Origin of the sequence: Bradyrhizobium commune (assembly GCF_015624505.1) — a bacterium.
Taxonomy (GTDB): domain Bacteria; phylum Pseudomonadota; class Alphaproteobacteria; order Rhizobiales; family Xanthobacteraceae; genus Bradyrhizobium; species Bradyrhizobium commune.
In genome coordinates this window covers 7,559,014-7,572,069 of record NZ_CP061379.1, presented here as the reverse complement: position 1 = coordinate 7,572,069, position 13,056 = coordinate 7,559,014, and the positions used below count along the sequence as shown (strand labels likewise).

Below are 13,056 nucleotides of genomic sequence, written 5' to 3'. Positions count from 1 at the left end.
CGACGGAGTCATCCAGGATGCTTGCTGCCCGCCGTGCTGCCGTCGATATCGCTCCGCTTCAGCAGATAATCCAGCCCGCCGACGCGGTACCAGCGATAGCCATACGGCTCCAGCACGATACGGTGCTGGCCGCGCTTGTCGGCGCGGCTGTGATCCTCCGCGAGCAGATTGATCAAATGCGCGCCGGCATCGCCCGGCAGGCCGGTCGCGAACGCGGTCTCGCGTGGCTTTTCGTCGAGATTGTGCACGAACAGCACCGAATTGTTGCGCCAGTCGTAGCGCATGATGAGCACCGCGGGATCGCGCGTCGCGATGACGGTGAAATCGCCCCAGCCGATCTCAGGCACCTCTTTCCGCATGCGGACGATGCGCTCGGTCCAGTTCAGCATGGAATTGGGATCGCGCCGCTGCCTGGCGACGTTGACGTGCTCGAAGCCGTACGGCCCCTTGTCGATGACGGGGCAGGCCGGCTTGTCACTCTTGGTGAAGCCGCCCTGCGGCTCGGTCGACCATTGCATCGGCGTGCGTGCGCAATTGCGTTCGGGCAGCGACAGATCATCGCCCATCGCGATCTCGTCGCCATATCGGATCACGGGCGTTCCCGGCAGCGTGCACATCAGGCTGTAGGCGAGCTCGAGCCGCCGCCGGTCGCCGCCCAGCATCGGCGCAAGCCTGCGGCGGATGCCGCGGTCGTAGAGCTGCATGTCCTTGTCGGGCCCGAACGCCTTGAACACGGTGTCGCGTTGCGCCTTGGTCAGCCGTCCCAGGTCGAGCTCGTCATGATTGCGCAGAAACAGGCCCCACTGCGCGGACGCCGGCCGCGGCCTGGTCGCCTTCAGCGATTTTGCCAGCGGCCGCGAATCGCCCGAGGCCAGCGCGTAGAACAGATGCTGGTTGACATGGAAGTTGAACATCATGTGCATGCGGTCGGCGTCCTTGCCGAAATACTCCATATCCGTTTCCGGCAGCACATTGGCTTCGGCCAGGATGATGGCGTCGCCCTCGCGCCATTGCAGGAATTCGCGGAACGCGCGCAGCATGTCGTATTGCTCGACCGGCGTCTTCACCTTCGCGCCCTTGGTCGCGATGACGAAGGGCACGGCGTCCATGCGAAAGCCGGAGACGCCGAGCTGGATCCAGAAGCCCATGATCTTCAAAATCTCCGCTTGCACGTGCGGGTTGGAGGTGTTGAGATCGGGCTGGAAATCGTAGAAGCGATGGAAGTAGTACGCACCGGCTTCCTTGTCGCGCGTCCAGGTCGATTTCTGCACGCCGGGAAACACCATGCCCTTGTTGGCGTTGGCAGGCTTCTTGTCCGACCAGACGTACCAGCCGCGATAGGGCGAATTCTTGTCGCGCCGCGCCTCCTTGAACCAGTGGTGCTGGTCGGAGGTGTGGTTGACGACGAGATCAATGATGATGCGGATGCCGCGCTGCTTGCAGCCATGGGTGAACTCGACGAAATCGCCGAGCGTACCGTAGCGCGAATCGACGCTGTAATAGTCTGCGATATCGTAGCCGTCGTCGCGACCCGGCGAGGTCTGGAACGGCATCAGCCAGATCGTGGTGATGCCGAGCCCGTGCAGGTAATCGAGCCGGCGCAGCAAGCCTTTGAAATCGCCGACGCCGTCGCCGTTGGCGTCCATATAGGTGCCGACCGACAGGCAATAGATGATGGCGTTCTTGTACCAGAGATCGTCGATCATGCGCGCAGCCTCGATGCGCCTGCCGAGGTGCGGCGGCTGCGTGATAAGTGCGAGGGCGGGGGGAGGTTCCGCGCTCCGCTGTCGTCCCGGCGAAGGCCGAGACCCATACCGCGTGATTTATCGATTGCGGTCGGTAGGAGTGCCGAACGACGAGTCTTCGCCAAACGTCTCCCTGTGGTTATGGGTCCCGGCCTTCGCCGGGACGACACTGAGAATGGAATCGGCTACTCTCCCCCCATGGACAGCCCCGCCCGCAACATCGCTCTCGTTCCGCCGCCCGATCGCCGCCAGTCGGAGACGGCGCTCGCCATCGCACGCGGCACCGCGCGGTTGTTACGTTCGCTCGGTTTTTCCTGCATCAGCGAATTGCCACTGCCGTCGGGCCGGCGCGCCGATCTCGTGGCATTGAACGAGCGCGGCGAGATCTGGATCGTCGAGATCAAATCGTCGGTGGAGGATCTGCGCGCCGACCAGAAATGGCACGAATACCGCGCCCATTGCGACCGGCTGTTCTTCGCCTTCACACAGGATCTGCCCTGCGAGATCTTTCCGGAAGGGACCGGCCTGATCATCGCGGATTCCTATGGCGCGCACATGCAGTGCGAAGCGCCCGAGCACAGGATCGCGGCCGCAACCCGCAAGCAGATGACGGTGCGCTTCGCGATGGCCGCGGCGCTGCGGATCAACCGCCTGGTCGATCCGCAGGGCCATGCGGATTTTTGGGAGTAGGATGCTCTCGTGTTCCGGACGCGCTGCAGCGTGAAACGCTGCTGCGCAGGGCCGGGACCCAGAAGGCAGTGATTCAAGCTGAGGCATGGGCCCCGGCTCAGCAGCGCATCACTTCGTGCTGCGCTGCGTCCGGGGCACGAGAGCGGCGGAAATTACCTCGGCGCGCGCTTGGCCAAAATCCGCTGCAACGTGCGGCGGTGCATGTTGAGCCTGCGCGCGGTCTCCGAGACGTTGCGGTTGCACATTTCATAGATGCGCTGGATGTGTTCCCAGCGAACGCGGTCGGCCGACATGGGATTCGCCGGCAGCTCGGATTTCTCCGCGCTGGTCGAGAGCAGCGCCGCGACGACGTCGTCGGCATCCGCGGGCTTCGAGAGATAATCGATCGCGCCCATCTTCACCGCGGTGACGGCGGTGGCGATGTTGCCATAGCCGGTCAGCACGATCGCGCGCGCGTCCGGGCGCTTCTTCTTCAGCGCGGAGACGACATCGAGACCATTGCCGTCGCCGAGTCGCAGATCGACCACGGCGAAAGCCGGCGCGGCCTTGCCGATCTGGGCAAGACCACCGGAGACGGTGTCACAGGATGTCACCGCAAAACCGCGCGTCTCCATGGCGCGCGACAGACGCTCCAGAAACGGCTTGTCGTCCTCAACGATGAGAAGCGAGCGGTCGGTCTGTTCGTTCAGTTCGGCGATGGCGTTCAAGGTTTTGTCCTCTCTCCTGCTCATCTACATATGGCGTCGCGAACGGGCGGTGCCAAGGCCGCCAATAGTCGATCGGACCTCACATGCGACGCAAGGTCGCGGCCTATCCTATTGTTTCCTCAAGGCTCTCGATAGCCTCAAAACGCTCCCGCGGCCACGCGATCTGGACCACCGCACCATGTTCCGGAAAGGTCCGATTGGTAAACGAGACCTTGGCGCCGGTGCGTTCCAAGAGCGTGCGTGCGATGAACACGCCGAGCCCGAGGCCGCCGCCGGCGTCCTGGCTGCGTCGCCGCGACAGATAGGGCTCGCCGATCCTTTTCATCAGGTCGGGCGGAATGCCGGGGCCGTCGTCGGAAATCACGATCTCGATCGTGTCGTTGTTCCACCACGCATTCACCTCGACCGTGGTGTGGGCGAAATCGACCGCGTTCTCGACGATGTTGCCGACGCCGTAGAGCACCGCCGGATTGCGTGAGCCGACCGGCTCGGTTGTTGCCGCCACCGCGATCCGTACCTTGATGTCGACGCCGAAATCGCGATGCGGCGCCACCACCTCCTCGATCAGCTCGGACAGCTTCATGCGGTCGAACGGCGCGCCGGTGGAGGAGAGCTGCGTGATCTTGCTCAAAATGTCGCGGCAGCGCTGGGTCTGCTCGCGCAAGGTTTTCAAATCAGCGGCGAAGCTCGGATCCTTCACCGTCTTTTCCAGCTCGCGCGAGATCAGGAAGATGGTCGCAAGCGGCGTGCCGAGCTCATGCGCGGCGGCTGCGGCCAGTCCATCGAGCTGGGTCAGATGCTGCTCGCGCGTCAGCACCAGCTCGGTCGCGGCCAGCGCGTCGGCGAGCTTGCGCGCCTCCTCGGTGACCTGGAACGAATAGAGGCTGGTGACGCCGATCGCGAGCACGATCGAGAGCCAGACGCCGACGAGATAGACCGGCGGCAGCACGACGGGATCCTCGGCATCCCACGGCAGCGGCAGATGAAAGAAGAACAGGATCGAGGCGCAGGCGACCGCCAGCAGGCCAAGGCCGAAGGTGAGCCGGGCCGGCAGCGCGGTCGCCGAGATCAGCACGGGCGCGAGGAACAGGAACGAGAACGGGTTCTGCAATCCGCCGGTGAAGAACAATAGCCCCGCCAGCTCGACGATGTTGAGCGCCAAAAGCCCGGCCGCATGGAGCGGCTCGAGCCGCTGCATCGGGTTGGCCACGGTCTGCAGGGCGAGATTGAGCGCGGCCGACAGGGCGATGATACTGACGCAGGGGACGATGGCGACATCGAACTCCAGCCCCTGCGCCACGATGAAGATCGCGGCGAGCTGGCCCAGCACCGCGAGCCAGCGCAGCCGCAGGATGGTGTCCAGACGGATGTGTCGTTGCGAGGGACGGAAGTCGGAAGCGGAAGTCTCGGTCATTTCAGCCAATCTAGCGGTGCGCGTGTCCGATCACAAACACGCTGGCTCTTACATTCGGTCGCAGGCAATCGCATATGGCATTTTGCGCGACCTGCGCGCGCCTCGTCCTTCGAGACGACCGCTTCGCGGTCTCCTCAGGATGAGGCTAAGCAGCATCGGCGCTCGTCAAGACCGGAGCCGCACACCCGGTCCTCATCCTGAGGGCCCGCCAACGGCGGGCGTCTCGAAGGATGGCCACAGCGGAATCGCTCCTATATGCGATAGCCCTGCATTCGGTCGGGTGACTCGCCATTTTCATCAAGTCAATCAAGTCTTGCGCTCATCGCGGCAATGGCCGAAGAACGCCTAGCATGACTGAGAACGACCAGGCTTCAAGTCGGCCGACTGTCGCGGACGACACATTGTCCGCGGCCATCGAGGTCGATCGCCTGATCAAGGTCTACCAGCAGACCCGCGCGGTCGATGGCATCTCCTTCTCGCTGCCGCGCGGCAGCATCACTGGCCTTTTGGGCGGCAACGGCGCCGGCAAGACCACGACCATCGCCATGATCATGGGTCTGGTGCTGCCGACCTCAGGCCGCGTCCGCGTGCTCGGCCATCCGATGCCGGAGGAGAGCGCCGCGGTGCTCGGGCGGATGAATTTCGAGAGTCCTTATGTCGATATGCCGATGCGGCTCACGGTGCGGCAGAACCTCACCATCTTCGGCAAGCTCTATGCGGTGAAACATCTGGCCGACCGCATCGCAAAGCTCGCCGCCGAGCTCGATCTCAACGAGTTCATCGACCGCGCCAACGGCAAGCTCTCCGCCGGACAGAAGACCCGCGTCGCGCTGGCGAAAGCGCTGATCAACCAGCCCGAGCTGTTGCTGCTGGACGAGCCGACCGCCTCGCTCGATCCTGATACGGCCGATTGGGTGCGGGCGCATCTGGAGCGCTATCGCCGCGACAACAACGCCACCATCCTGCTGGCCTCGCATAACATGCTGGAGGTCGAGCGGCTCTGCGACCGCGTCATCATCATGAAGCGCGGTCGCATCGAGGACGATGACACGCCAGAGGCCATCATGGCCCGCTACAACCGCACCACGCTGGAGGAGGTGTTTCTGGACGTCGCACGCGGCCGGGTGAATGGCGCGCAGGAGAGGGCGCAATGACCGAGCTTTCCCTCCACCGCGGCATTTCCGTGCAACGCATCGGCGCGATGATCCTGCGCTATTGGTATCTGCTGATGTCGTCCTGGCCGCGGCTGCTGGAGCTGCTCTACTGGCCGGCGCTCCAGATCATCACCTGGGGCTTCATTCAGTATTACATCGCGCAAAATGCCAGCTTCTTCGCGCGGGCCGGCGGCACGCTGATCGGCGCCGTCATCCTCTGGGACATCCTGTTCCGCGGGCAGCTCGGCTTCTCCATCTCGTTTCTGGAGGAGATGTGGGCGCGCAACCTCGGCAACCTCTTGATGAGCCCGCTGAAGCCGATCGAGTTTCTCCTCTCGCTGATGGTGATGAGCCTGATCCGGCTCGCGATCGGCATCATCCCGATGACCCTGCTGGCGTTGATCTTCTTTCACTTCAATGTCTACAGCCTCGGCCTGCCGCTGATCGCCTTCTTCTGCAATCTGATCTTCACCAGCTGGTCGGTCGGCATCTTCGTGTCGGGCCTGGTGCTGCGAAACGGTCTCGGCGCCGAGAGCATCGTCTGGACCTTGATGTTCGCGATCATGCCGCTCGCCTGCATCTACTATCCCGTCAGCGTCTTGCCGGTCTGGCTGCAATATGCCGCGTGGGCGCTGCCGCCGACCTACGTGTTCGAGGGGATGCGCGCGCTTTTGATCGACAACACCTTCCGGATCGATCTGATGGGGGAGGCGTTAGCCATCAATGCGATGCTTCTGGTTGCTTCTTTTGGGGCATTCCTTGCCCTTTTGCGCAGCGCCAAGACGCACGGCTCGCTGCTGTCGGGCGGCGAATAGCTTCACTTTCCCGTGGATTTAGGCTGGTTTAACCGTATCCGCTACGTAGATGTACGGAACCATGCATTGACGCAATATTACGCATTCGGCAGTATGCTGCGATGCGAAGAGGAATATGACGATGCCCATTGGTGAGTTTGGCGGCGCGCCGCTCTCGGCTGCAGAAGGCAGTCCGGTTCTGACCACGCCGATGTACTGGATGTATGAGATGGCGCAGGCCTCTCTCAATCCGGCGCGTGCGGTCACTGACGCGACCAAGCTCCTGTTTCAGAATCCGCTGAACCCCTGGGCGCGCACCGAGGTCGGCAAGTCGGTGGCTGCGGCCTGCGAATTGTTCGAGCGCACCACGCGCCGTTACGGCAAGCCGGAATGGGGTCTCAACGACACCGAGGTCAACGGCATCCGCGTCCCCGTCGAGGTCCGCTCGGTCTGGGAAAAGTCGTTCTGCAAGCTGCTCTACTTCGATCGCAAGTTTGCGCGTCCGCTGCGCAGCCCGCAGCCGCGCGTGCTGATCGTGGCGCCGATGTCCGGCCATTATGCGACGCTCTTGCGCGGCACGGTCGAGGCCTTCCTGCCGGCGCATGAGGTCTACATCACCGATTGGGCTGACGCCCGCATGGTGCCGCTCAGCGAAGGCCGCTTCGATCTCGACGATTACATCGATTACGTCATCGAGATGCTGCATGTTCTCGGCGGCAACACCCATGTGATCGCGGTGTGCCAGCCGTCAGTGCCCGTCGTCGCCGCCGTCTCGATCATGGAAGCGCGGCGCGATCCCTTCGTGCCGACCTCGATGACGCTGATGGGCGGCCCGATCGACACCCGCCGCAATCCGACCGGGGTGAACAAGCTCGCCCAGGAGCGCGGCATCGACTGGTTCCGCAACACCGTCATCACCAAGGTGCCGTTCCCGCATCCCGGCATGATGCGCGACGTCTATCCGGGCTTCTTGCAGCTGAACGGCTTCATCAGCATGAATCTCGACCGTCACATGGATGCCCACAAGCGTCTGTTTGCCAATCTGGTGAAGGGCGACGGCGACCTCGTCGACAAGCATCGCGACTTCTATGACGAATATCTCGCGGTGATGGACCTCTCCGCCGAGTATTATCTCCAGACCGTCGACACCGTGTTCGTGAAGCACTCGCTGCCGAAGGGTGAGATGACCCATCGTGGAACCCGCGTCGATCCCTCCAAGATCACGCGCGTTGCGTTGATGACGGTCGAAGGCGAGAACGACGACATCTCAGGTCTCGGTCAGACCGAAGCAACGCACACATTATGTAGCGAGATTCCGGATCATCGCCGCGTTCATTACGTCCAGAAGGGCGTCGGGCATTACGGCGTGTTCAACGGCTCGCGCTTCAAGTCCGAAATCGTGCCGCGGATTCATGACTTCATGGTCTCGGCGGCGAATCCGAGCTCGTTGCAGGCTCTCGCAGCGGAATAATCGCGTTTAATCGCGTTTTTCGGCTTTCCCGTCGAAAATTTCGGTCCTGCCGGAGGCTCGGGCGGGGCTTGGTTCCCGCCAGATTCGGGGTAATTAGGTAGCTTTATAGGAGTGAGTCCCCCCTCACCCCTTGGGGGTGCCACATGCGTCCGGCGGGGGCGAAAAATTGGGGTTCCAACCCCAGTCTGTAGGGTCTCCCGGACCACAGAACCCCTGTATATTGGGCAAATGATTTGTTTTTGCGCCGAGCGCTTTCCCTGGCGGCGGTTATGGCAGAATCCGGGCGAACTCTTGCTCCCCGGACTGACAGACATGGCCACTCGCGCGCTCCTCTATCGTCGGCCCCACGAACCAAAGACCCTCCTGATCGCCCATGGGTCGCAATATTTTGCGATTCGCTTGCGAAGACACCGCCGCGCGCGCCGTTATACGCTGCGAATTCATCCGAGCGATCGCGAAGCCATCCTGACGATGCCGCCGCGTGGCACGCTTGCCGAAGCAAAAGACTTCGCGCAGCGTCATGGCGCGTGGATCGCAGCGCGTCTCGGTCGTCTGCCGAAGGCCGCGCCGTTCCAGCCTGGCACAGTGATACCTCTGCGCGGCGTTCCCCATCGCATCGTTCATCGCGCGGGCAGCCGCGGCACGGTGTGGACGGAGACGCGGGACAGCGGCGAACGCATTCTCTGCGTCGCCGGCGGCGTCGAACATGCCGACCGTCGCATTCATGATTTTCTCAAGCGCGAGGCGCGTCGCGATCTCCAACGCTCGGCCGAGGCCTATGCCGACGAGCTCAATGTTCGGGTCAAGCGGCTCTCGATCCGCGATCAGTCCAGCCGCTGGGGCTCCTGCACCTCGGCCGGCTCGCTGTCGTTCTCCTGGCGCTTGATCCTCGCGCCAACCTTCGTGCTCGACTATCTCGCCGCCCACGAGGTCGCCCATCTCGTCGAGATGAACCACTCGGCGCGGTTCTGGCGCGTCTGCGGCAAGGTCTGCCCGTCGATGGAGCGCGCCAAGAAGTGGCTCGACACCTACGGCAACGATCTGCACCGGTACGGCGTCGAGGATTAGGGCAAGCACCCCGGTCGTCCGCAGCGATAGACGCGCGACGATCGGGGCCTGGGCAAGCACCGCGATCCGGCATTTTTGATAATCTGATATATCGCAAGATCGGTCGGCGCCTCCTGGCGCCGCGAGCCGGTCCCGCTGTTCCAATCTCTACACGAATAGTTCATCCCGTCGATCGATCCCAACCGCGTCCTGTCTGTTGACCTGCAAGGCAGCATGGAGCGTGGCGGATAAGGCAAATTCGTCCATTCCGGTCGTTGGCGCGTCTGGAAGTCTCGCAGGTCCGGAAGACTTAAAGGCGATGTCGCGCCTGCGCGCGGATTGCGTATGCGTCCCGTGCTCGCTTGCCCCGATGGCGTCGGAATGTGCAGCAAGCCTTCGGTGCCGCGCGATCCCCGGCTGCGAACCCTGTGATGGATGAACGAAATGACTGACCTCTTCACGCCAATGGATCTTCACGGATTGGCTCTGCCCAATCGCATCTGGATGTCGGCGATGACGCGGACCCGCGCCACGCAAGACAATGTGCCCACGGCGCTGATGGCGGAGTATTTTGCCCAGCGCGCCGCGGCCGGCCTGATCGTGACGGACTGCACGGCCGTCTCGGAACAGGGCAAGGGTGTCATCAACGGCCCCGGGATCTGGCGCGCCGACCAGATCGAAGGCTGGCGAAAGGTGACGAATGCAGTTCACGCCGCCGGCGGCCGCATTTACTGCCAGCTCTGGCATTGCGGCCGTGTCGCCCATCCCGACATGCGCGGTGGCGCGCTCCCGGTTGCTCCCTCGCCGCTACCGGCGCAAGGCAAGTTCAAGTTTCCGGACCGGGAGGTGGATTTTCCCGTCCCGCGTGAACTCGCCGCCGCCGAAATTCCGGCGATCATCGCCGACTTTGCGCAGGCGACCCGCAACGCGTGCGACGCCGGCTTCGACGGGGTCGAGTTGCACGGCGCCAATGGCTATCTTCACGACCAGTTCCTTCAGGATGTCAGCAACAAACGGACTGACGGCTGGGGCGGCTCGATTGAAAACCGCGCGCGACTTCTGCTTGAGACGCTTGATGCGATGACCGCTTCCTGGTCGCTCGATCGGGTCGGCATTCGCCTCGGGCCATCGACCTCGTTGTACGGCATGGGCGACAGTGATCCGCTCGCGACGTTCGGCTACGTCGTACGGGAGCTCGACGCGCGAGGCGTCGGCTATCTGACGATGCTCGAGCCGAACCAGAAAGAGCAGGCAAAAGGCGTGGCGATCGACCACGTGGCCGAAACGTTTCGCCCCATGACGTCGGTGCCTTTCATTGCCAATACGGGCTTCGACAAGGCCAAGGGGACCCGAGCGATCGAGAAGGGGCAGGTCGACGCGGTGGCCTACGGCACGCTTTTCATCGCCAATCCCGATCTGGTCGCGCGCTTCAAAGCCGATCGCGGCTTCAACAAACCGGATCCGGCGACGTTCTACGGCGTGGGGCCGAGGGGTTACACCGATTATCCAGCCCTGAAGGAGGCTACCGCAGAGGCAGGCTCGTAGCCTCGCGCATCACGGCGGCGCGCTTTCGCGGGCGGTGACGGGAGGGCGAAGCGACACGGGTGCGCTTCGCCCGATTCATTGAGGCGCTTGCGTCGGCTCCCGATTTGCAGCGCCGCGTCAATGGCTTCCGACAATCCGCCGGGCATCCCGCCGGAATGCGGCGGCTACTGTGCATGGGGTTGTTTTCGCGGTTTTTGTTTTGAGGACTACCGATTCCCGCCAAACAGCCGGTCCATCAGCCAGCCATCAAGTCCTGCGGCTGCCTCCGGCCGCACATTGGTGCGCGTGGGTGGCGGGGCGCGATAGCCGCCATTGTACGACGGCTGAGCGGGTGCAGGTCCGGGCGCTGGCGGTGACACCTGCGACGCCGCCTGCGCGAGGTTCGATAGGCCCCAATTGCCTTGCGCGTTCGGCAAGGCCGCCACCGGCACGCCCTCGTGCGCGGTGCGCATGAAGCGGGTCCAGACTTCCACCGGCAGGCCGCCGCCGGTCGCCTTCCTGGTCGGCGAGTTGTCGTCATTGCCAAGCCAGACGCCGGTGACGAGGTTGGCGGTGTAGCCGATGAACCAGGCGTCGCGATAATCCTGGCTGGTGCCGGTCTTGCCGGCCGCCGGCCAGCCCGGGATCTCCGCCTTCTTGGCGGTGCCGGAGATCAGCGTCTCCCGCATCATCGTGTTCATCATCGCGACGTAGCGCGGCTCGATCACCTGGTTGTGCTCGTCGGCAGGCCGCATGTAGAGCAGCTTGCCGTCGAGCGTCTTGATCCGCGTCACCACATGCGGGGTAGCTGCAAAGCCGCCATTGGCGAACGGGGCATAGGCGCCGACCAGCTCGACCACGGAGACCTCGGAGGTGCCGAGCGCGATCGAGGCGTTCGGCTCGAGCTTTGAGGAGATGCCGAGCCGGTGTGCGGTACGCACCACGTTCTTCGGTCCCACCTCGAGGCCGAGGCGGATGGCGACCGTGTTGAGCGACATCGCCAGCGCCTGGGTCAGCGTGACCGCGCCGAAATATTCATGGGTGTAGTTCTCGGGCTTCCAGCCCTTGACCTCGATCGGCGCGTCCTGGCGGATGGTGTCGGGCGTCAGCCCTTGCTCCATCGCGGTCAGGTACACGAACGGCTTGAACGAGGAGCCAGGCTGGCGCTTGGCGGTGACCGCGCGGTTGTACTGGCTGTCGGAATAGTTCCGCCCGCCCACCATGGCGCGCACCGCGCCGTCGGGCGTCATCGCCACCAGCGCGCCCTGGCTGACATTGAATTTCACGCTCTTGGCCGCGAGCTCGTCGATGACGGCGGCTTCCGCGACGCTCTGGAGCTTTGGATCGATCGTGGTCTCGACTTTGATGCTCTCGTCGATCTGGCCGACCAGATCGTCCAGCACCTCGCCGATCCAGTCGGCGACGTAGTTCACCGTGCCGGCGCCGGCCGGCTTTACATTGTAGGAGGGATGGCCGATCGAGGCCTGCGCCTGCGCGTCGGTGATGAACTTGGCGTCCGCCATCGCCGCGAGCACGATTTTCGCGCGCTCCTCGGCGCCTTCGGGATTGCGGTTCGGCGCCAGGCGCGAGGGCGATTTGACCAGGCCGGCCAGCATCGCGGCCTCGGCGATCGTCACGTTCTTCGCCGGCTTGCCGAAATACTTTTGCGCGGCAGCCTCGACGCCATAGGCGCCGGAGCCGAAATAGACGCGGTTGAGATAGAGCTCCAAAATCTCGTTCTTGGAATGCTTGCGCTCCAGCCAGATCGCGAGCTCGGCCTCCTGGAGCTTGCGCGCCATGGTGCGTTCCTGGGTCAGGAACAGGTTTTTGGCGAGCTGCTGCGTCAGCGTCGAGCCGCCCTGCGACACGCCGCGATGGAGCACGTTGGTGACGAGCGCGCGCAGGATGCCGATCGGGTCGATGCCGAAATGCGAATAGAAGCGGCGGTCCTCGATGGCGATGAAGGCTTTGGGCAGATAGGGCGGCAGGTCCTTCAGCGAGACATTGGCGCCGGCCATCTCGCCGCGTTGCGCCAGCATGCTGCCATCCATGCCGACGATCTGGATCGTCGGCGGTCGCTTGGGGATCTCCAGCGACTGGATCGGCGGCAGATGGGCGCCAACCCAGATCACCACGCCGATCACGGCGATCACGCCCCACAGGCTCGCGACCGCGCCCCAATAAACCAGGCGGCCAAGGCCGAAGCCGCCCCCCGACTTTGACCGGCGCTTGGCACTGCTGCGGCTCACGGGCGCTTTCCTTTCGCGCGGCGGCTCGTCGTCGGACGTTTCGGTCTTGCGCTTGGCCGACTTCTTCGGCTTGTCCTCGGCGTTGGGAATGCGGTCCGCCGCCGTCAGGCGCAGATCGGCGAGCGCCGCGGGCAAGCCGAACAGCGGCTCTTTCCGCCCACCCTTTTTCTTTGCCGACCCCATACGCGAAACGCCCGGTCACCCCGCCCCGCCGCACGCTAGCGGCGGCTGTTTAAGGCCCGGTTACGCAGACCTTAACGC

The 13,056-nt window shown here is 63.8% G+C and carries 10 protein-coding genes; 6 read left to right on the top strand and 4 right to left on the bottom strand.

Annotated elements, in window-relative coordinates; translation table 11 throughout:
• Positions 1-8 precede the first annotated feature (8 nt).
• A complete protein-coding gene (locus IC761_RS35480; protein WP_195801240.1) occupies positions 9-1,706 on the bottom strand; it encodes an alpha-amylase family protein in 1,698 nt (565 codons plus the stop codon).
• Between the two features lie 237 nt (positions 1,707-1,943).
• Here IC761_RS35480 and IC761_RS35475 point away from each other — a divergent pair, with 237 nt between their 5' ends.
• Complete coding sequence (locus IC761_RS35475; RefSeq protein ID WP_195801239.1) at positions 1,944-2,435, top strand: MmcB family DNA repair protein; 492 nt, start codon at positions 1,944-1,946, stop codon at positions 2,433-2,435.
• 152 nt (positions 2,436-2,587) lie between these two features.
• Here the strand turns inward: IC761_RS35475 and IC761_RS35470 are convergent, their stop codons facing one another.
• Complete coding sequence (locus IC761_RS35470; RefSeq protein ID WP_283814480.1) at positions 2,588-3,142, bottom strand: ActR/PrrA/RegA family redox response regulator transcription factor; 555 nt, start codon at positions 3,140-3,142, stop codon at positions 2,588-2,590.
• Between the two features lie 103 nt (positions 3,143-3,245).
• Entirely contained in the window at positions 3,246-4,556 is a 1,311-nt protein-coding gene (locus IC761_RS35465) for an ActS/PrrB/RegB family redox-sensitive histidine kinase (protein ID WP_195801237.1), read from the bottom strand.
• A gap of 350 nt (positions 4,557-4,906) precedes the next feature.
• Here IC761_RS35465 and IC761_RS35460 point away from each other — a divergent pair, with 350 nt between their 5' ends.
• From IC761_RS35460 to IC761_RS35440, 5 genes are all read left to right on the top strand, one after another.
• Complete coding sequence (locus IC761_RS35460; protein ID WP_195801236.1) at positions 4,907-5,710, top strand: ABC transporter ATP-binding protein; 804 nt, start codon at positions 4,907-4,909, stop codon at positions 5,708-5,710.
• Positions 5,707-6,525: an ABC transporter permease gene (locus tag IC761_RS35455; RefSeq protein WP_195801235.1), complete on the top strand. Its 819-nt coding sequence runs from the start codon at positions 5,707-5,709 to the stop codon at positions 6,523-6,525. Before IC761_RS35460 ends, IC761_RS35455 begins: the two co-directional genes overlap by 4 nt.
• A 121-nt stretch (positions 6,526-6,646) precedes the next feature.
• Positions 6,647-7,975, top strand: coding sequence for a polyhydroxyalkanoate depolymerase (locus tag IC761_RS35450; protein WP_195804883.1), 1,329 nt, complete (start codon positions 6,647-6,649; stop codon positions 7,973-7,975).
• A 228-nt stretch (positions 7,976-8,203) separates the two neighbouring features.
• Positions 8,204-9,043: a M48 family metallopeptidase gene (locus tag IC761_RS35445; RefSeq protein ID WP_195801234.1), complete on the top strand. Its 840-nt coding sequence runs from the start codon at positions 8,204-8,206 to the stop codon at positions 9,041-9,043.
• 423 nt (positions 9,044-9,466) lie between these two features.
• Positions 9,467-10,567 carry an alkene reductase gene (locus IC761_RS35440; protein ID WP_210338506.1) on the top strand — a complete coding sequence of 367 codons (1,101 nt, stop codon included), beginning with the start codon at positions 9,467-9,469 and terminating at the stop codon, positions 10,565-10,567.
• A 206-nt stretch (positions 10,568-10,773) separates the two neighbouring features.
• Here IC761_RS35440 and IC761_RS35435 read toward each other — a convergent pair whose 3' ends face one another.
• Positions 10,774-12,978 (bottom strand): transglycosylase domain-containing protein, encoded by a 2,205-nt coding sequence (locus IC761_RS35435; protein ID WP_195801232.1) that lies wholly within the window; start codon positions 12,976-12,978, stop codon positions 10,774-10,776.
• Positions 12,979-13,056: the final 78 nt, after the last annotated feature.